The 18,156-nt window shown below is 67.6% G+C and carries 17 protein-coding genes; 10 read left to right on the top strand and 7 right to left on the bottom strand.

Translation table 11 applies throughout. From position 1 onward, the window contains the following. Nucleotides 1–188 precede the first annotated feature (188 nt). Nucleotides 189–1,655, top strand: coding sequence for an aminotransferase-like domain-containing protein (locus ACLB1G_RS08470; protein WP_491626764.1), 1,467 nt, complete (start codon nt 189–191; stop codon nt 1,653–1,655). Between the two features lie 204 nt (nt 1,656–1,859). Then, nucleotides 1,860–2,816, top strand: a complete 957-nt coding sequence (gene trxB, locus ACLB1G_RS08465; protein WP_491626763.1) for a thioredoxin-disulfide reductase — start codon at nt 1,860–1,862, stop codon at nt 2,814–2,816. A 22-nt stretch (nt 2,817–2,838) separates the two neighbouring features. Here trxB and ACLB1G_RS08460 read toward each other — a convergent pair whose 3' ends face one another. The 4 genes from ACLB1G_RS08460 to trxA are packed head-to-tail and all read right to left on the bottom strand — an operon-like array spanning nt 2,839 to nt 8,248. Continuing rightward, nucleotides 2,839–4,095, bottom strand: coding sequence for an MFS transporter (locus tag ACLB1G_RS08460; RefSeq protein WP_491626762.1), 1,257 nt, complete (start codon nt 4,093–4,095; stop codon nt 2,839–2,841). A 57-nt stretch (nt 4,096–4,152) separates the two neighbouring features. Then, complete coding sequence (locus ACLB1G_RS08455) at nt 4,153–7,026, bottom strand: insulinase family protein (protein ID WP_491626761.1); 2,874 nt, start codon at nt 7,024–7,026, stop codon at nt 4,153–4,155. Nucleotides 7,027–7,044: 18 nt separating this feature from the next. Continuing rightward, nucleotides 7,045–7,917, bottom strand: a complete 873-nt coding sequence (locus tag ACLB1G_RS08450) for a hypothetical protein (protein ID WP_491626760.1) — start codon at nt 7,915–7,917, stop codon at nt 7,045–7,047. A 1-nt stretch (nt 7,918) separates the two neighbouring features. After that, entirely contained in the window at nt 7,919–8,248 is a 330-nt protein-coding gene (gene trxA / locus ACLB1G_RS08445) for a thioredoxin (protein ID WP_491626759.1), read from the bottom strand. A 229-nt stretch (nt 8,249–8,477) separates the two neighbouring features. On the opposite strand from trxA, the gene ACLB1G_RS08440 reads away from it, so the two are divergent. From ACLB1G_RS08440 to ACLB1G_RS08415, 6 genes are all read left to right on the top strand, one after another. After that, nucleotides 8,478–9,128: a TetR/AcrR family transcriptional regulator gene (locus ACLB1G_RS08440; RefSeq protein WP_491626758.1), complete on the top strand. Its 651-nt coding sequence runs from the start codon at nt 8,478–8,480 to the stop codon at nt 9,126–9,128. A gap of 170 nt (nt 9,129–9,298) precedes the next feature. Continuing rightward, nucleotides 9,299–9,952, top strand: coding sequence for a protein-L-isoaspartate O-methyltransferase family protein (locus tag ACLB1G_RS08435; RefSeq protein WP_491626757.1), 654 nt, complete (start codon nt 9,299–9,301; stop codon nt 9,950–9,952). Nucleotides 9,953–9,959: 7 nt separating this feature from the next. Beyond that, nucleotides 9,960–10,283, top strand: a complete 324-nt coding sequence (locus ACLB1G_RS08430; RefSeq protein WP_491626756.1) for a rhodanese-like domain-containing protein — start codon at nt 9,960–9,962, stop codon at nt 10,281–10,283. A gap of 109 nt (nt 10,284–10,392) precedes the next feature. Further along, the gene (locus ACLB1G_RS08425; protein WP_491626755.1) at nt 10,393–11,715 is read left to right on the top strand and encodes a TolC family outer membrane protein; all 1,323 of its coding nucleotides are present in this window, start codon (nt 10,393–10,395) and stop codon (nt 11,713–11,715) included. A 155-nt stretch (nt 11,716–11,870) separates the two neighbouring features. Next, nucleotides 11,871–12,611: a glucose 1-dehydrogenase gene (locus ACLB1G_RS08420; RefSeq protein ID WP_491626754.1), complete on the top strand. Its 741-nt coding sequence runs from the start codon at nt 11,871–11,873 to the stop codon at nt 12,609–12,611. A gap of 10 nt (nt 12,612–12,621) precedes the next feature. Next, on the top strand, nt 12,622–13,518 hold the full coding sequence (locus tag ACLB1G_RS08415) for an SDR family NAD(P)-dependent oxidoreductase (RefSeq protein WP_491626753.1): 897 nt from the start codon (nt 12,622–12,624) through the stop codon (nt 13,516–13,518). Between the two features lie 408 nt (nt 13,519–13,926). On the opposite strand, the gene gloA is transcribed toward ACLB1G_RS08415, so the two are convergent. From gloA to ACLB1G_RS08400, 3 genes are all read right to left on the bottom strand, one after another. Then, nucleotides 13,927–14,334 (bottom strand): lactoylglutathione lyase, encoded by a 408-nt coding sequence (gloA, locus tag ACLB1G_RS08410; protein ID WP_491626752.1) that lies wholly within the window; start codon nt 14,332–14,334, stop codon nt 13,927–13,929. A gap of 78 nt (nt 14,335–14,412) precedes the next feature. Further along, complete coding sequence (locus ACLB1G_RS08405; protein WP_491626751.1) at nt 14,413–15,711, bottom strand: PQQ-dependent sugar dehydrogenase; 1,299 nt, start codon at nt 15,709–15,711, stop codon at nt 14,413–14,415. A gap of 8 nt (nt 15,712–15,719) precedes the next feature. Continuing rightward, nucleotides 15,720–16,007 carry a hypothetical protein gene (locus ACLB1G_RS08400; RefSeq protein ID WP_491626750.1) on the bottom strand — a complete coding sequence of 96 codons (288 nt, stop codon included), beginning with the start codon at nt 16,005–16,007 and terminating at the stop codon, nt 15,720–15,722. 146 nt (nt 16,008–16,153) lie between these two features. Here ACLB1G_RS08400 and ACLB1G_RS08395 point away from each other — a divergent pair, with 146 nt between their 5' ends. Together ACLB1G_RS08395 and ACLB1G_RS08390 are read left to right on the top strand one after the other, a co-directional pair. Next, the gene (locus ACLB1G_RS08395; protein ID WP_491626749.1) at nt 16,154–17,140 is read left to right on the top strand and encodes a DUF3667 domain-containing protein; all 987 of its coding nucleotides are present in this window, start codon (nt 16,154–16,156) and stop codon (nt 17,138–17,140) included. A 100-nt stretch (nt 17,141–17,240) separates the two neighbouring features. Next, nucleotides 17,241–18,149, top strand: a complete 909-nt coding sequence (locus ACLB1G_RS08390) for an NAD kinase (protein WP_491626748.1) — start codon at nt 17,241–17,243, stop codon at nt 18,147–18,149. The last annotated feature ends 7 nt before the right edge of the window (nt 18,150–18,156 follow it).

The following is an 18,156-nucleotide window of genomic DNA, read 5'->3' as shown; positions in this document are numbered from 1 at the left end:
GGGGTAGAGCTTTCTTAACCTGGCAGGACATGAAGGACACCTTTTTTTATGGAGAATGTGACTCCAATATAATTAGATGTTTTCTGTCATACTAGTGTCACAACAGTACGGCACTGAAGCATATTCGTCGTTGCGTACCGAGCTTCCGATCAGTACAGAAAATAACCACCTCTAGGAGATCTTGCATCATGCCGCGTGGACGCATCCGCCATCGCCCTGCCGTTACCATTGATCGTGAGGCGTTGGCGCAACAGGCGGACGGCGCCGAGCGCAAATCGCTGGTGGACCGCATCGTCGAGCGTGTGGTGAAAGACATACAGTCCGGCAAACTCAGCGCCGGCCAGCGTGTCCATTCCGTGCGCCAGCTGGCCGACGAGTGCGGCGTCAGCCGCGACACCGTGGTGCGTGCGTACGACAAGCTGATCGTCCAGGGGCGCCTGGAATCGCGCCCCGGCTCGGGATTCTTCGTCAGGGCCGACCGCCGCGCCAGCTGGCGCGCGGACGAACCTGGCGGCTTGCACCTGCTGTCGGAGTGGCGCCGCTTTCAATTGCTGCGCCCGCCTGGCGACGCGGTCAGCACGACCGGACTGGGCGTGTTGCCGCCGGACTGGCTCGACGAGACGGCGGTCGGCAAGGCCCTGCGTTCGGTGGCGCGCGCCAGCGCGCGCAGCCTGATGGCGTATCCCGACCCGCTCGGCTACCTGCCATTGCGCCAGCAGCTGCAGGCCAAGCTGCGCGACCTGCAGATCGACGTGCCGGCGGCGCGCATCATGACCACCGCCGGCGCCACCGACGCCCTGCATCTGGTGGTGTTGCGGTATTTGTCCGTGGCCGGCACCCCGGTGCTGGTCGAGGAGCCGGGGCCGCTCCTGCTGCGTGACCGCCTGCTGTCGACGGGACTGGAGATCGCCGCCGTGCCGCGCCAGGCTGACGGACCGGACCTGGAGGTGCTGCGCGCCCAATGCGAACGCCACCGGCCGCGCTTTTTCTTCTGCAATTCGGTGCTGCACAATCCGACCTCGGGCAATATCTCGCCGCACAAGGCGTTCCAGATCCTGCGGCTGGCGGAAGAGTTCGACCTGACCATCGTCGAGGACGACACCTACAGCGACCTGATGGTGTCCGGCCCCGGCGCGCCGGCCACGCGGCTGGCCAGCCTGGACCAGCTCCAGCGCGTCATCTACATCGGCAGCTTTTCCAAGATGCTGTCGCCGGGCCTGCGGGTCGGCTACGTGTGCGCCAGCCAGAAGGTGATCGACTGGCTGGTGGTGTACCGCACCGTCAGCCAGATCGCCGGCACCTCGCTCAATGAACGCGTGGTCTACCAGTTGCTGTCCCAGGGCAGCTACCGGCATCATGCGGCGCAGCTGCGCGCCCGCCTCGACGCATGCCGCCAGCCCGTCATCGAGCAGCTGGGCGCGTTCGGCTGCGGCGTCGCGCATGCGCCCGACGCCGGCATGTATGTCTGGGCCAACCTGCCGGGCGGCGCGAACGCCACCACGCTGGCCGCCCGGCTGGGCGAGGAGGGCCACCTGATGGCCCCGGGCGAGTTGTTCACCTCGAACCAGGCCTACCGTTCGCACATGCGCTTCAACATCAGCCGCACCCTGGGCAGTCCGGCGCTGCCGGCGCTGGCGCGCCTGTTGAAGTCCTGAGCCCCCCCCTCCTTTGCAATTCCGTCCCGGCGGCCGCGTACGGACAGTTGCGCCGAAATCGCGCATATCGTCATGACGGCCGCCCGTGCGCCGGCGCTACCATGGGGGCCCACCAACACAGGAGCCCCTCTTGAACACCACCCTGGCACCCCACGCCGGCAGCCTGAGCCAACCGCCCGTCCATACCCGGCGAAAGCAGTACCCATGAAGCCGGCCATCCATGCCCGCGTATTGATACTGGGCTCCGGCCCGGCCGGCTACAGCGCCGCCGTCTACGCCGCGCGCGCCAACCTGAAGCCGATGCTGGTGACCGGCCTGGAGCCCGGCGGCCAGCTCATGACCACCACCGACGTTGAAAACTGGCCCGGCGACCCGCTCGGTGTGCAGGGCCCCGAGCTGATGCAGCGCCTGCGCGAGCACGCCGAGCGCTTCGGCACCACCATCGCGTTCGATCACATCCACACGGCACACCTGCATGAGAAGCCGATCCGGCTGGTCGGCGACAGCTGCGCCTACACCTGCGACGCGCTGATCATTGCCACCGGCGCCTCGGCCCGCTATCTGGGACTGGCCTCGGAAACCGCGTACCGCGGCCGCGGCGTGTCCGCCTGCGCCACCTGCGACGGTTTCTTCTACCGCGACCAGCGCGTGCTGGTGGTCGGCGGCGGCAACACCGCCGTCGAGGAGGCCTTGTACTTGTCCAACATCGCGCGCCATGTCACGCTGGTGCACCGGCGCGGGCGCCTGCGTGCGGAACCCATCCTGGTCGATCGCCTGATGGCGCGGGTGGCCGAGGGCAGGATTGCATTGCAGCTGAACCAGGTCATCGAGGAGGTCGTCGGCGACGGCCGCAAGGTCACCGGTGCGGTGCTGAGCTCGACGATGGACGGAACCCGCAGCGCGCTGGGCGCCGACGGTGTCTTCATCGCCATCGGCCACAGCCCGAACACGGCGCTGTTTGACGGCCAGCTGGCGCTATGCGGCGGCTACATCGCCACCCACGGCGGCCGCGCCGGCATGGCCACCGCGACCAGCGTGCCGGGCGTGTTCGCGGCCGGGGACGTGCAGGACAGCGTCTACCGCCAGGCCATCACCAGCGCCGGCAGCGGCTGCATGGCGGCGCTCGATGCGCAGCGCTACCTGGAGCAGCTGGGCGATTGAAGGGTCCCTCGACAAGGCGCGCTCATTGCCGCAGATGCGGCAGCGGCGAACGGCGGAAGATCACCGCCGTCAGCGCCAGGGCGGCCGCCGCCACGCACCATTGCGCGGCGCGGATGCCGTGATGCTCGGCCAGCATGCCGGCGCTGGCCGCCCCCAGCGGGACCACCGACACGGTCAGGAAGCGCATGGTCGAATTCACCCGGCCCAGGTACTGGTCCGGCGTGTGGCGCTGGCGTAATGCGATGTAGGGCAGCATGAACAGCATGACGCCGCCATCGAGCAGGAACAGCAGCGCCGCGTAGGCGGCCTGGCCCAGCGCGGCGCTGCCGCACGGACGCGCCGGCAGCGCCGCCGTCAGCGTGAAACAGGCCGTGGTGGCGACCAGGCCGGCCAGCATGGTCTTGCCGGTGCCGTGGCGCCGGTTCAGCGGCTGCATCAGCACGGCGCTGAGCAGCACGCCGGCGCCGCCGGCCGCCTGCGCCATGCCCAGCATGCCGGGCGACAGTCCCAGCGTGCGGGTGGCGAACAGGACGTTGAGCGCCATATAGCCGGCAAACAGCATCTGCCATGCCGCCACCGTGCAGGCCACCGGCAGCAGCACGGCATGGCGCCGGATGAAACCGAAGCCATCGAGCATGTCGCGCAGGGCGTGATGCGGACTCGGTGGCGGCACCGGATCGGCGGCCACGATGCGGCGCATGCTGAAGATGGAGGCGAGCTGGGCGGCGGAGGTCGCCAGCACCGCGAACGGCGCGCTCAGCAACTGCACCAGCACGCCGGCGATGCCAGGCCCCAGCAGGCGCGCGGCGGAATCGCTGGTGGCGAAATGGGTCTGGGCGATGACGATGCGTTCGCGTCCGATGACGTTGGTCAGGAACACCTGCTCGGCGCTGCCGCCCACCACATAGGTGCAGCCGAGCAGGAAGGCCAGCGCATACATCCAGCCCATCGACAGCACGCCGCCCTTGAAGGCCAGCGCGATGGCCGCCAGGATCAGCGCCGCCGCCAGCTTGCTGGCGAGCAGGATGGGCAGCTTGCGGCTGCGGTCCAGCCAGACCCCGGTCGGCAGCGAAAACAGCGCGAACGGCAGCGCTTCCAGCGCCGCCAGCGTGCCCATCTGGGCAGGCGACGCATGCAGCACCACCGCCGCGCACAGCGGGATGGCGAACAGGCTGATCTGGCCGCCGAAGCCGTTCAGCGTTGCGCTGATCCAGAAACAGCGGAAGTTGGGGTCGCGCAGCAAGGTGTCGCGCGACAGGCGGGCGAGGAAGAAGGTCATGGTGTGGGGAATGAATGACGGCCGCCGCGGCGGCCGTCACGGGGGCCAGGGCAATGCTCAGGCCTGCGAGCCCTTGCTGTAGGCCAGCAGATCCAGCACCCGCAGCCCGGCCAGGTCCTGCTCGAGTTTGCCAACCGCCGCCGCGCGGCTGGGCGCCTGGTGCTTGAGCCAGCGGCCCACGGCGGTACGGACCGCGCCCAGGGTGCAGCCGAGCACGCCGGTGCGGAACTGCTGGCGCGCCGCCAGGCCGATGCCGCGCTGATGCAGCGTCCAGGCGCTGAGGGCGTTGTCGAACGGCGCAGCGGGATGGTCCAGTTTCTGGATCACGCAGATGATCGCTTCCTCCAGCTGCTCCTGGCCAAACGCGGTGCCGATCACCTGGTCGAGCGCGCTGGCAAAGTCGGCGTAAGTGCCGGCCAGGCGCGGATCGCGGTAGGAGCTCATGGTGAAGGTGCCGGCGCCCTCCTCGTAGCTGGCGTACCCGCCATAGGCGCCGCCACGCTGGCGCAGCGCCTGGTGCAGCAGCTGGTGCGACAGCAACTGGGCCGCCACCGCCAGCCCCGGCGCGTCGCGATGGCGCAGGTCGGGCACGGCCCACGCGATGTGGCAGTGATTGACCTGGCTGGGCGCGAACAGGGCCAGGTCGGCGGCGGTCGGCATTTGCACCGGTGTCCTTGCCGCGCTGGCGCCGGTCGCGGCGCGCGGTGCGTCCAACAGCGCGGCCAGCGCGTCGGCATCGTCGTCGGCGCCGGCGGCCAGCACGGTGGCGGGACTGGTGACGATTTGCGCGTGCAGGCTGGCGAGGCGGTTGCGGACCCACGCGAAGCCGTCCGGCGTGGCCAGCTGCGCCTGCAGGCCGGTCAGGAAGGGCACGAAGGCCGCGCCGTCCGTCGCGTGCTCGAAGGCGCGCAGCGGCGACAGGGAGGCGGTCGCCATCAGGCGCGCATAGCGGTCGGCGTCCTGCGCCAGCGCGTCGAGCCGCCGGCGCGCCATCTGGTCGATCAGGAAGCGGATGCGCGCCTCTTCGTCGAAACGCGGATGCCGGACATAGGTCTCCAGCACCTCGGCCAAGGGCGCATGGTCTTCGCGCAGCGCGCTGGCGAAGAAGTTCATGCCCAGATTGAGCACGCCGCCGCCGGCCGGCGCCGCGTTCAAGCCGATGGCGTGGCGCGCGACCCGGGCGCGGCGCCAGGCGCCCGCCTCGGCGTAGTCCCGGCCGGCCACCCCGAGATCCCCGCGCAGGCCGGCATACAGCGCCAGCCAGGGCCAGTCGGCCTGCGGCAGCGCGCTCACATCGAACTGCACGCGGGCATAGGAGATGCCGTTGGAGGGGATGCTGAACACATATTTGCCTTCAGCGGCGGCCGCCACCTCGGGCAGCGCCAGCGGCGCCGGGCTGACGTCGGCCGGCCGGATGCGCGGCAGCACGGAGAAGTCGGCAGGCGCGCGCTGCAGCGCGTCCAGTGCGCGGCTATCGGCCGCCACCTGCGCCAGCCCGGCTGGCGAGAGCGTGGCCTGGAGCGCGTCCAGGCGTTCGCGCTCGCTTGCCGCGCGGCGCGTGAAATAGTCGGCGTCCGGATGGACTTGCGCATCCAGCCGCGCCGGATTGGCCAGCAAGGCGCGCACCAGGCCGGGGAAGAAGACCGGATCGGCGATGTCCTGGCGCAGGCGTTCCAGCGCCGCGGCGCTGTCGAAGGCGCCGATGGCGTCGCCGCCGCGCAGCACCACCGGCACCGCGTTCAGCATGCGCATCAGCACGTTCGGCATGCGGCCGCCGCTGGTGTCGCGCTGCTCGTAGGTGAGGTCGCGCAGCGCCGCTTGCAGCGCCGCCGCCGGCACGCCCTGCTCGGCGACGCGCTCCAGCGTGCCCCACAGCAGGGTGCGGGCAGCTTCCAGTTGCTCGATGCCGAGGCCCTCCATGCCGATATGGAACAGCAGCTGGCGCGCGCCCGGGTCCATGCCGTTGATGCGCGCTGGCCGTCCATAGCCGGCCGATTCCATGGCCTGGCGCAGCGGCGCGGCGGCGTCGCCGAGCAGGCCGGCCTGCAGCAGGACGGCGTGGTAGTAGACCGCAGGGTCGGCCGATTCGCCGAGCACCCAGGCCAGCTGCACACCGTGGTCACGGCCGCCGCTGCCCTGGGCCGGGATGGCGATGCTGGCGCTGCGCGGCGCGCTCACCGTGGCCAGTTGCGGCAGGCGGTGCGGCGCGGCGCCGCTGAGCTGGCTCAGCACGCGATCGGCGATGCGGCGCTGCACTTCGGCCGCGGCGATCGGGCCGGACGACATGAACAGCGCTTGCGACGGATGATAGTGGCTGGCGTGGAATTCCTTGAGCATGGCGTGGCTGAGCGCCGGGATCACCAGCGGATCGCCGCCCGATTCCAGTGCATAGGTGGTGCCTTCCAGCAGTTTGCTAGCCAGGCCGCGATACAGCGCGCGCTGCGGATCGGTGAACGCGCCTTTCATTTCGTTCAACACCACGCCCTGGTAGTGCAGCTTGCCGCCTTCCAGCGTGTAGCGCCAGCCCTCCTGCAGGAAGTTCAGGTAATCGAGCTTGGGGAAGAAGGTTGCGTCCAGGTAGACGTCGAGCAGGTTGAAGAAGTCATGGCGGCCGGTGCTGGCGAACGGATAGACGGTGCGGTCCGCATAGGTCATCGCGTTCATGAAGCTGGCCGTGGAACGGCGCACCATGGCGAAGAACGGATCGCGCACCGGGTAGCGGCGCGATCCGCACAAGGCCAGGTGTTCGAGGATGTGGGCGCGGCCGTCGCTGGCGTCCGGAATGGTCGGGAAGGCGACCAGGAAGGCCAGGTCGGCGCCCTCGGTGGCCAGGTGCAGGTGGCGCGCGCCGGAGCGCGGTTCGTGGTATTCCTCGACCGTGGTGCGCAGGGCCGGAATGTCGTGGCTGCGGAGTAGTTCGAAAGTGGTCATGGCGATGTGCGGGTGGCGTCAGGCGCGCTGCAGTTGCGCGATCAGGACTTCGGCGGCGCGCCGGTTGGCGTAGGCGTAGGCCTCGCGGTCGAGCTTGGTTTTCCAGCGGATTTTCGCGGCCATCTCCGGGTTGTGCTCTTCCAGCAAACTGAAAACGGTAATGCCCTGTTGCTGGAGTTCGGGTTGGGCGGCCAGGTGCGTGTCCCACATGAGCTTGAGATTGGCGCGGATCTCGGTATCGAGCTCCTTGGTGTAGCCGGATTCGGCGTCCGACTTGTGGGTGAGCGCGCTGCTGTAGACGCGCAAGGTGTCGAACACCACGGCGGTGGAGGTGGTCGCATCCCAGGCGGCGGTCTCGACGCAGGTGGCCAGGCTGCGCGGCAGTTCGGACGCCTGCGCGTCGGTCTGGGCGGTGGCGGCGCGGCGCACGGCGCGCCACTCGGCCGGGGCGGGACGGTCGCCATCGAGCAGGCGGCGGTGCAGCGCCTGCACCTGGGCCGATATCTGCGACAGTTCGGCGGGCACCTCGGCCAGTTTGCCGATGAACTCGCCGGCGTCGGCCAGCACGTCCACGATCACGGCGCTGGCGGCCGGCGTCACGTCGGCGCCCGGCCGCACTGCGCTCAGCAGGTCGACGCCGAACCCCAGCGCGGCGTCGGCGGACGGCAGCGTGGCGGCGATGCCGTCGGCGGTGGTCGCCAGCCATTGCGGCAGGCCCAGGGTCTGCTCCCATTGCGCCAGGTCTTCGCTTTCCAGCACGCAGCCCACCAGGCTGCCCTTTTCACCATTCCAGGACAGGGGGCCCGGAGCCAGGCGTGCGGCGGCGGCGTTGCGGCGCAGCTGTTCCAGGGCCGCGTCACGCACGGCCGGGTTCGAGTGGTAGGCGTGCATCTCAGGCCTCCAGCTGGTCGTCAAGCATGGCCGCCAGGCGGGTCTTGGACTGGGTCCCGGTCAACCGCGTGCGCTCCTTGCCGCCAGCGAACAGGATCAGGGTCGGCAGGCCGCGTACCGCGTGCTGCTCCATCGCCTGGCGGTTTTCGTCTGCATTGAGCTTGACCACGCGAACTTCGGGATATTCGCCGGCCAGGTCGGCCAGGATCGGGGACAGGGCCTTGCACGGACCGCACCATTCGGCCCAGAAGTCGACCAGCACCAGGCCAGGCGCCTTGAGCACGTCGGTCTCGAAGTCGGCGTCGCTGGTGTTGAGGATAGTAGAAGACATAGTGTTTTTCCCGATAAATGTGAAGAGGTAGCACGGGAAGATTAACAGTCGCGCCAGCCTGTGCGTCCCTATGGAATTGGAATTTCCGTCATGCGGTACTGCTCCATGTTTCAGTACAGTTGGGGGGGGCGCCGCCTGCGCGCCGGCCAGCGGACGCTTGACGATGGCGGGGGTGGGGGCTATATTAATGACTTATAAGTAAGTTAATTAAGTTTCTCATCCTTCCCTTATGCAAGCCCCTTCCGACACCAAGCCCCGCTGGGAGCGCCGCAAGGACGCCCGGCCGCAGGAATTGCTGGAGGCGGCGCTGGCCCAGTTTGTCGAGCGTGGCTTCGCCGCCACCCGGCTGGAGGACGTGGCGCGCCGCGCCGGCGTCTCCAAGGGCACGCTTTACCTGTATTTCGAGAACAAGCAGGAACTATTCAAAGCCGTGGTGCGCGGCACCATCGTGCAAGCCATCGGCGACGCCGAGCAGGAAATCGCCAACTATGCCGGTCCCAGCGCCGACCTGTTCCGCGTCATCATGATGCGCTGGTGGGACAAGATAGGCGACACCAAGCTGGCCGGCATCACCAAGCTGATGATGGCCGAAGCCACCAACTTCCCCGACCTGGCCGCCTTCTACAACGAGGAAGTGGTGGTGCGCGGCAATGGCCTGCTGTGCAGCGTGCTGCGCCGGGGCATGGCCAGCGGCGAGTTCCGGACTATCGATACGGCCGTCATGACCCGCGTGCTGACCGCCCCGGTGGTGATGCTGATGATGTGGGCCCATGCCTTCCTGCCCTGCGACATGCCGGACCTGGACCCGGAACAGTACATGGCGGCCTTCCTGGACGTCAGCCTGCGCGGCCTGCTGGCCGACCCGGCGCCGGCGGCCTGACCGTGGCGCCCTTCAATTGCACTCCAGATTGCTGTTTTGGTACGTTCATCCCCCTTAAACTGCAGACTGTCGCAATTTCCCTCGCCCTGCCGTCTTTCTCGATAACATGTGCCTCCATGCCAGTTCAACGATAAAATGACGGATTCTTTATTTTTCCTCCGAGTCATCAAATGAATATCGAACAAGCCCGCTTCAACATGATCGAACAGCAAATCCGTCCCTGGGACGTCCTGGACACGGACGTGCTGGAGCTGCTGCACGTGGTCAAGCGCGAGAACTTCGTGCCGGACGCTTACAAGAGCCTGGCATTTGTCGATACGGAAATCCCGCTGCCGGCCGGCCAGGCCATGCTGGCGCCCAAGTACGAGGCGCGCCTGCTGCAGGATCTGCAAGTGAAGAAACATGAATCCGTGCTGGAAGTGGGCACCGGTTCCGGCTACATGGCGGCCCTGCTGGCGCACCGCGCCCGCCACGTGACCACCGTGGAAATCAATCCCGAACTGAAAGCCCTGGCCGAGAAGAACCTGGCCGTCAGCGGCGTGGCCAACGTGACCGTGGAGCTGGGCGACGGCGCCAACGGCTGGACCAACGGCGCGCCGTTCGACGTGATCCTGGTGTCCGGCTCGCTGCCCGAGCTGCCCCAGGGCCTGCTCAAGCAGCTCAAGGTCGGCGGCCGCCTGGCGGTCATCATTGCCCAGAGCCCGGCCATGAAGGCCCAGCTGGTGACCCGTACCGGTGAAGCCGGCTACGACACCCGCACCCTGTTTGAAACCGACGTGGCGCCGCTGCAACAAGCGGCCGCCCCGTCCACCTTCCAGTTCTGAGCGCCGCATGGAGCAGATCACCGCCCCTGAACTGGCAGCCTGGCTGGCCGATCCGGACCGGCCCAAGCCGGTGCTGCTGGATGTGCGCGAAAACTGGGAATTCGAGACCTGCCACATTCCGGGCTCGACCCATATCGTAATGAACACCATCCCGGCCCGCATCGACGACCTGGATGAGGATGCGCAGATCGTCTGCATCTGCCATCACGGCGCGCGCAGCATGCAGGTGGCGGCGTACCTGGAGCACCACGGTTTCGGCAAGATGGTCAACCTGACCGGCGGCGTCCATGCCTGGGCGCTGCAGGTCGATCCGGCCATGCCCAAGTACTGAGGCAAGCGTCAGCGGTTGCTGGCGGCGGCGCCGCCGGACCGCGTGCGGCCCGCCGGACGCGAAAGTGTAGATTTGATCAACTTTTTTGATGACTCCAACGGAGAACGCAATGCAGAAATCCCTCCTCGCCGTGCTGATCACCAGCGCCATGTTGACGCTTAACGCACAGGCGGCCGACCTGATCCAGGTGTACCAGCAGGCGCTGGCAAACGACGCCACCTATGCCAGCGCGCGCTCGTCGCTGGCGGCCGGTCAGGAACGCAGCACCCAGGGACGTGCCTTGCTGCTGCCCAGCGTGTCGGCCTCCGGATCCAACCTGCGCAACAGCGGCGACGCCAATCCGTACAACTCCATCATCAATGCCCGCACCGGCAAGGTCGACACCGATTACCACAGCAACACCTACACCGTGCAGCTGGTGCAGCCGCTGTTCGACTACGGCGCCTGGCAGTCCTACCAGCAGAGCAAGCTGCAGCAGGCCGTGTCCGAAGCCACCTTCTCGCAGGCGCGCCAGGACTTGATCGTGCGCGTGGCCCAGGCCTATTTCGACGTGCTGACGGCGCAGGACAACCTGACCTCGACCCAGGCCCAGAAAGTGGCCACCACCGAGCAGCTGGCCTCGGCCAAGCGCAACTTCGAGGTCGGCACCCAGACCATTACCGACACCCACGAGGCGCAGGCCGCCTACGACCTGGTGGTGGCACAGGAATTCGCCGCCATCAACGACCTGGACAACAAGCGCACGGCGCTGCAGGTCATCATCGGCGCCGCCCCCGGCGAACTGTCGCCGCTGCGCCCGGGCATCACCATCAGCCCGCCGTCGCCGGCCTCGGTGGAACCCTGGGTGCAGTCGGCCGAAAACGCCAACTACAGCGTGGTGGGCGCCCAGCTGGCAGTGGAGATCGCCAAGCGCGAGATCGCCCGCAACCGCGCCGGCCACATGCCGACCGTGAACCTGATCGCCAACACCTCGCACACCACCGTCACCGGCGGCAGCATCACGAACAACAACGCCATCGGCGTCAGCTGGAGCATGCCGCTGTTCAGCGGTTTTGGCGTCACCAGCAAGGTGCGTGAAACCATCGCCCTGGAAGACAAGGCGCGCAACGACCTGGACGCCACCAAGCGCGCCGCCGCTCAGAGCGCCCGTTCCGCCTTCCTCGGCATGAACAGCGGCCTGGCCCAGGTCAAGGCGCTGGAAGCGGCCGAGGTGTCGAGCAAGTCCTCGCTGGAGTCGAACAAGCTAGGCTACCAGGTGGGCGTGCGTATCAACATCGACGTGCTGAACGCCCAGAAGCTGCTGTACTCGACCCAGCGCGACCTGGCCAAGGCCCGCTACGACGCCATCATGAACGGCCTGCGCCTGAAAGCCGCCGCCGGCTCGCTCAAGGAAGACGACCTCGGCCCGGTCAACGCCCTGCTGCAGCACTGAACGCTGCGGGATGGACGACACCGGCCCGCGCGGCCGGTTTTTTTATCGCTGGATTATTGGTAAAAATTGCATAGTCATTGCAATTTTCATGGATTTATTCGTCAACCGTGTGGAGTCATACTGGCTGCACTTCACCACACTTTGAGGAGCAGATCATGACCCAGCAACAAGTCGCCATCGTTACCGGGGCATCGCGCGGCATCGGCGCCGCCATCGCCCAGCGCCTGGCCCGCGATGGCCATGCAGTCGTCGTCAACTACGCGGGCCGCGCGGCCGAGGCCGAGGCGGTGGTGGCCGCCATTGCCGCCCAGGGCGGCCAGGCCCTGGCGGTGCAGGCCGACGTGGCCGACCCGGCCGCCGTGCGCAGCCTGTTCGACCAGGCCATCGCCCGCTTCGGCGGCGTCGACATCCTGGTCAACAACGCCGGCATCATGCCGCCGCAACTGCCGCACCTGGCCGACACCGACGACGCTACCTTCGACCGCCTGGTGGCCATTAACCTGAAAGGCAGCTTCAACACCATGCGCGAGGCGACGGCCAAACTGCGCCATGGCGGCCGCATCATCAACTTCTCGTCCAGCCTGGTCGGCACCCTGTTGCCCGGCTACGCCGTGTACACGGCCACCAAGGCAGGGGTGGAAGCCATGACCAGCATCCTGGCCAAGGAACTGCGCGGCAAGAACATCACGGTCAACTCGGTCGCGCCCGGCCCTACCGCCACCGCCCTGTTCCTGGACGGTAAAACGCCCGAAGCCATAGCCCGCCTGGCCAAGGTGCCGCCGCTGGAGCGCCTGGGCCAGCCGGACGATATCGCCGCCGCCGTGTCCTTCCTGGCCGGCCCGGACGGGGCCTGGATCAATGGACAGACCCTGCGCGCCAACGGCGGCATGGTGTAAGGAGGCCATCATGGATAAATCCATCGTATTGGTCACTGGCGCCGGCACCGGCATCGGCCACCTGTCCGTGCAAGCGCTGGCACTGGCCGGCCACGCCGTGTACGCCAGCATGCGCGACATCCACGGCCGTAACGCCGCCAAGGTGCGCGCGCTGCGCGACTGGGCTTACGCCCACGGCGCCGACGTGCGCGCCGTCGAGCTCGACGTGTTGTCGCAGGCGTCGGCCGACGCCGCCGTGGCCGCCATCATGGCCGAGCGCGCCCGCCTGGACGCCGTGGTGCACAATGCCGGCCACCTGGTGATCGGCCCCACGGAAGCGTACACGCCGGAGGAAATCATGCGCGTGTTCGACACCAACTACCTGGGCGCCCAGCGCGTCAACAAGGCGGTGCTCCCGGTCATGCGGTCCCAACAGCAGGGACTGGTGCTGTGGGTCAGCAGCACCACCGCGCGCGGCGGCTTCCCGCCCTTCCTGGGACCGTACGCGGCGGCCAAGGCGGCCATGGACAGCACGGCCGTCACCCTGGCCTACGAGCTGGCGCGCTTCAACATCGAGACGTCCATCGTGGTGCCGGGCGCCTTCACCTCGGGTACGGACCACTTCGCCAACGCCGGGCATCCGGCCGACGTGGCCACCGCCGCGGCCTATGCCCGCTACGATGGCCTGATGGACCAGGTCGGCGCGCGCCTGGCGCAGCTGATGCCGCCCGAGGCCGACCCGGCCGCCGTCGGCGCCGAGATCGCCCGCATCGTCAGCCTGCCGCACGGGCAGCGTCCGTTCCGCTCGGTGGTGGACTTCCTCGATGACGGCGCCGGCGCCGTGACCGAGGTGGCCGAGCGCGTGCGCGAGCAGTTCGCGCACCGGATTGGCATCGCCGACCTGCTGCGTCCCGCTGTTACAAACTAAAGTGGCGCAGCGTACGCTGCGGGTGGCGGACTCAGGGCATAATTAATCCACGCGCCGGAGAGCGCGGCTCTATCCGCCGACCGCAGCTCAGGGGACTTACATGCCGCAAGCCGAGACCAGGAACGATGCCTATTCCGCGCTGCCGGCGCTGGCCGCCGTGGGCGTGCTGGCGGCCGATCTGATACTGGTGCAGCGCGGCTGGATGACACTCGATTTTGCCGTCTGCATGGCGGTGATCGTGGCCTTCGTGGCCTACGGCCTGAGCAAGATCGCCCAGCGCAAATACAAGATGGGCCTGTCGCACTTGCTGGCGGCCGCCATCCTGGTCACCATGCTGTTCACGCCGCTGCGCCTGTGGGAGCTGCGGCTGCTGGGCGAGCGCCTGGGCGTGGCGCTCCCCACGGTCAGTTACAGCCCGGCGCCGGCGCCCTCGAAGGCGCGTTCGATCAGTTCGATCTTGTACCCGTCCGGATCGGTGACGAAGGCGATCACGGTGCTGCCGCCCTTGACCGGGCCCGGTTCGCGCGTCACGTTGCCGCCGTTGGCCTTGACGGCGTCGCAGGCGGCGTAGATATCCTCGGCCGAAATGGCCAGGTGGCCGTAGGCCGTGCCCATCTCGTAGCTGGTGGTGCCCCAGTTGTAGGTCAGTTCCAGTTCCGCGTGGTCCGGATTGCTGCCATAGCCGAGGAAGGCCAGGCTGTACTTGTATTCCGGGTTTTCGCTGGTGCGCAGCAGCTTCATGCCCAGCACCTTGGTGTAGAAGTCGATGGAACGCTGCAGGTCGCCGACCCGCAGCATGGTGTGCAGTATGCGCATGTATGTATCCTTGGTAGATGCCTGAACCCGGATTCTATGCGTTTTGCGCCATTCCTGCCCAGTTCCGCTCGTGCTCGCTTACTTGGGCGCCACGCGCCACACGACGTTGCCGACGTCGTCGGCCACCAGCAGCGCGCCCTGCTTGTCCACCGCCACGCCCACCGGACGGCCATGGGCCTTGCCGTCGCTGTCCAGGAAGCCGGACAGGAAGTCCTGCGGCGGACCGGACGGCTTACCGCCGGAGAAGGGCACGAAGATCACCTTGTAGCCGCTGTGCGGCTTGCGATTCCAGGAGCCGTGCTGGCCGATGAAGGCGCCGCCCCGGTAGGCTGCCGGCAGCAGTTTGCCCTCGTAGAAGGCCAGGCCCAGCGAAGCCGTGTGGGCGCCCAGCGCGTAGTCCGGCACCAGGGCCCTGGCCACCAGGTCGGGCTGCTGCGCATCGACGCGCTGGTCCACGTGGCGGCCGTAGTAGCTGTAGGGCCAGCCGTAGAAGCCGCCATCCTTCACCGAGGTCATGTAGTCGGGCACCAGTTCGTTGCCCAGCTCGTCACGCTCGTTGACGGTGGTCCACAGCGTCTTGCTGTGCGGCTCCCAGGCCAGGCCGTTGGGATTGCGCAGGCCGGTCGCGTACAGCCGCGCCTTGTTGGTGGCCAGGTCCAGCTGCCAGATGGCGGCGCGGCCTTCTTCCTTGTCCAGGCCGTTCTCGCCCACATTGCTGTTCGAGCCTACCGTCACGTACAGGGTTTTGCCGTCCGGGCTGGCGATGATGTTCTTGGTCCAGTGGTGGTTGATGGTGCCGGCCGGCAGGTCCATCACCTTGGTGCCGGCCGCCGTGATGGTGCTGTCGCCATCCTTGTAGGGGTAGCGCACGATGGCGTCGCTGTTGGCCACGTACAGGTAGCCGCCCACCAGGGCCATGCCGAACGGTGAATTGAGGCCCTGCAGCAGGGTGCTGCGGCGCTGCGCCACGCCATTGGCGTCCAGCCCGCGCAGCAGGGTGATGCGGTTGGCCGACTTGGTCACGGCGCCGGCCTTCTTCATCTCGTGCTGCATGACGGCGCCTTTGACGCCCTTGCTGTCGTCCGGCTTGGGCGGGGCGTTGGTCTCGGCCACCAGCACGTCGCCGTTGGGCAGCACGTACAGCCAGCGCGGGTGTTCCAGGCCGCGCGCATAGGGCGTGACGGCGAAGCCGGCCGGGGCGTTGGGCTTGTCGTCGCCCTTCCACGCTTCGGCCGGCGCCACGTTGACGGTGGGGATGAGCTTCTTGTCCGGTTCCGGCAGGCTGGGGTTGGGGCCGAAACCGGCCGGATACTGGCCCTGGGCCTGCAGGGCGGGGAGGGCAGCCAGGGCCGCCATGGCAAACACGGTGGTTTTCATGCGGGATCTCAATCGCGTTTGGAGCCAGGCTGGGGCTGGGCGGGGGCGGAGCCGGTCGGCTTGCCGCTGGTGGCTTCCACGCCGGGACCGGCGCGGCTGGTGTCGGCCAGCCCCTGCTCGACGTCGCTGGCGGCCTGCTTGCCGACGCTGCGCGGGTCCTTGCGCTGGTCGGGCGACTCGTCGCGCTCGTGCGGCAGGCGGTGCTGGTCTTCGGTCTGGCCGTCGTGGCCGGTGCGCTGCCGGGTGTTCACACCCGCTTCCGGCATGGCGGTGCCGGCTTGTTTTTCGGTAGTCATGGCAATAACCTTTCCTTTTAGATATCTTTTCAATCCATGATAGCGCGTTGGCCACAGGCTGGCCGTTCGATTGAATTTGTTGCGGATATGTATTTCTGGCATGAAAATCGCTTACTATTCCGTCATCGTTTTCTGAGAGTGCTTGCATGAGTTCCCACGCCGACGCCGCCTTGCCCGGTCCCTGTCCCAATTGCAACGCCGTCGCCAGCGGCAATTTCTGCCATCAATGCGGCCAGGAGACGGTGCTGCATCCGGCCAGCACGCGCGAATTCCTGCACGAGTTCATCGGCCATTACGTGGCCCTGGAAGGCAAGCTGTGGGGCACGCTGGCGCGCCTGTTCTTCCGCCCCGGCGCGCTGACCAATGAATACATACGCGGGCGCCGGGTGCGCTTCGTGCAGCCGCTGCGCATCTACCTGACCTGCAGCCTGATCTTCTTTGCCGTGCTGAAGTTCAGCGGCATGTCCATGGTTGATCTGGGCGACAGCAAGAATGACAAGGCGGTGCCGCAGGAGGTCAAGCAAATGATTCCGGCCAAGGCGGTGGACGAGATCGAGGCCAAGGCGCGGGAGCGTGCCCGGAGCAAGGCCGCGGCCAGCACCGCGCCCGCCCATGCAGGCAAAGCGGAGGGGGAGAGCGAGAACGGCAATGAGCCGATGACCATCGATGGCCGCAGCGTCAGCAGCTGGCTGGGCGACTATCCTTACGTCCAGCACAAGGTCGAACATTTCGAGCACCTGTCCCTGGCGGAAAAGAGCCAGGCCTTGTCGGCGGGCTTGCTGCATTTCCTGCCTTATGCCGTGTTCTGCCTGATGCCGGTGTTCGCCTTCTACCTGAAGGTGCTGTACCTGGGCAGCGGGCGCCGTTTCGGCGAACACCTGCTGTTCGCCCTGCACAGCAACGCCTTTGCCTATGCCCTGCTGACCCTGATGTTCCTCCCGCTGCCGGGCTTTTTCAAGGGCCTGATGTGGTGCTGGCTGCTGGGCTACCTGCCGTGGGCCATGCGCAGGGTCTACCACAAGAGCCGCTTCGGCACGTTCTGGCGCTGGGCCGTGCTGATGACGCTGTACACCTTCACGCTGGCGCTGGGCTTCCTGGCGGCGGCCTCCATGGGCGTGTTGACCGGACACTGAGGCCGCACTATACTGCGCGCAATACTGGTTGAATGTACAGTATTGCGCCCGTGTGTTATGGGTTACTCTCCTGCGTGTCGCCCACCGAGAATTTGCCGAGATGACCAAGCCAGCCACGCATGACCTGTTCCCGACCATCGCCCTGGTCGTCCGCCACCACACCGATGGCATCGAGGAACCGGTCCACCGCATCGTCGCCTTCCTGCGCGAACGGGGCCACGCCGTCGTGTTCGAACAGGAAACGGCGGCGCATGTGGCCGTGGATGGCGTGCCGGCCATGGATGCGGCGCAGATCGGCGCCAGCTGCGACGCCGCCATCGTGCTGGGCGGCGACGGCACCATGCTGGGCATCGCGCGCCAGCTGGCGCCCTTCGACGTGCCGCTGATCGGCATCAACCAGGGCCGCCTGGGCTTCATGACCGACATCCCGCTGGACGGCATGCTGGACGTGCTGGCCCAGATCCTGGGCGGCAGCTACCAGGCCGAGCGCCGCACCCTGCTGGAAGGCCAGGTGCTGCGCGACGGCGCCAGCATGCACGTGGGCTTGGCCGTGAACGACGTGGTGGTGTCGCGCGGGGCCGGCGCCGGCATGGCCGAGCTGCGGGTCGAGGTGGACGGCCACTTCATGTACAACCAGCGTTCGGACGGCCTGATCATCGCCACCCCGACCGGCTCCACCGCCTACGCGCTATCGGCCGGCGGGCCGCTGCTGCATCCCAGCCTGGGCGGCATCGTGCTGGTGCCGATCGCGCCGCATGCGCTGTCCAACCGCCCCATCGTGCTGCCCGAGAGCAGCGGGATCGTGGTCGAAATCGTGCGCGGGCGCGACATCAGCGTCAACTTCGACATGCAGACCTTCGCCAGCCTGATGCCGCAGGACCGCATCCTCATCCGCCGCTCGCCGCACACCATCACCTTCCTGCATCCGGAGCGCTGGAGCTACTACCACACGCTGCGCGAAAAGCTGCACTGGAACGAGTATCCGTCCGGCGAAGGCAAACTCCATTAACCCTATC

The sequence above is a fragment of the Duganella kummerowiae genome (assembly GCF_053572355.1).
This window is presented reverse-complemented; position numbering and strand designations above follow the sequence as displayed.

Excerpts from the sequence above, each read along its gene's own strand:
- ACLB1G_RS08440 (WP_491626758.1), top strand. The coding sequence starts at position 8,478 with ATGCAAGCCCCTTCCGACACCAAGCCCCGCTGGGAGCGCCGCAAGGAC.
- ACLB1G_RS08420 (WP_491626754.1), top strand. The coding sequence starts at position 11,871 with ATGACCCAGCAACAAGTCGCCATCGTTACCGGGGCATCGCGCGGCATC.
- ACLB1G_RS08450 (WP_491626760.1), bottom strand. The coding sequence starts at position 7,917 with ATGCACGCCTACCACTCGAACCCGGCCGTGCGTGACGCGGCCCTGGAA.
- ACLB1G_RS08400 (WP_491626750.1), bottom strand. The coding sequence starts at position 16,007 with ATGACTACCGAAAAACAAGCCGGCACCGCCATGCCGGAAGCGGGTGTG.
- gloA (WP_491626752.1), bottom strand. The coding sequence starts at position 14,334 with ATGCGCATACTGCACACCATGCTGCGGGTCGGCGACCTGCAGCGTTCC.
- ACLB1G_RS08435 (WP_491626757.1), top strand. The coding sequence starts at position 9,299 with ATGAATATCGAACAAGCCCGCTTCAACATGATCGAACAGCAAATCCGT.
- ACLB1G_RS08405 (WP_491626751.1), bottom strand. The coding sequence starts at position 15,711 with ATGAAAACCACCGTGTTTGCCATGGCGGCCCTGGCTGCCCTCCCCGCC.
- ACLB1G_RS08460 (WP_491626762.1), bottom strand. The coding sequence starts at position 4,095 with ATGACCTTCTTCCTCGCCCGCCTGTCGCGCGACACCTTGCTGCGCGAC.
- ACLB1G_RS08470 (WP_491626764.1), top strand. The coding sequence starts at position 189 with ATGCCGCGTGGACGCATCCGCCATCGCCCTGCCGTTACCATTGATCGT.
- ACLB1G_RS08415 (WP_491626753.1), top strand. The coding sequence starts at position 12,622 with ATGGATAAATCCATCGTATTGGTCACTGGCGCCGGCACCGGCATCGGC.
- ACLB1G_RS08425 (WP_491626755.1), top strand. The coding sequence starts at position 10,393 with ATGCAGAAATCCCTCCTCGCCGTGCTGATCACCAGCGCCATGTTGACG.
- ACLB1G_RS08430 (WP_491626756.1), top strand. The coding sequence starts at position 9,960 with ATGGAGCAGATCACCGCCCCTGAACTGGCAGCCTGGCTGGCCGATCCG.
- ACLB1G_RS08395 (WP_491626749.1), top strand. The coding sequence starts at position 16,154 with ATGAGTTCCCACGCCGACGCCGCCTTGCCCGGTCCCTGTCCCAATTGC.
- trxB (WP_491626763.1), top strand. The coding sequence starts at position 1,860 with ATGAAGCCGGCCATCCATGCCCGCGTATTGATACTGGGCTCCGGCCCG.
- ACLB1G_RS08390 (WP_491626748.1), top strand. The coding sequence starts at position 17,241 with ATGACCAAGCCAGCCACGCATGACCTGTTCCCGACCATCGCCCTGGTC.
- trxA (WP_491626759.1), bottom strand. The coding sequence starts at position 8,248 with ATGTCTTCTACTATCCTCAACACCAGCGACGCCGACTTCGAGACCGAC.
- ACLB1G_RS08455 (WP_491626761.1), bottom strand. The coding sequence starts at position 7,026 with ATGACCACTTTCGAACTACTCCGCAGCCACGACATTCCGGCCCTGCGC.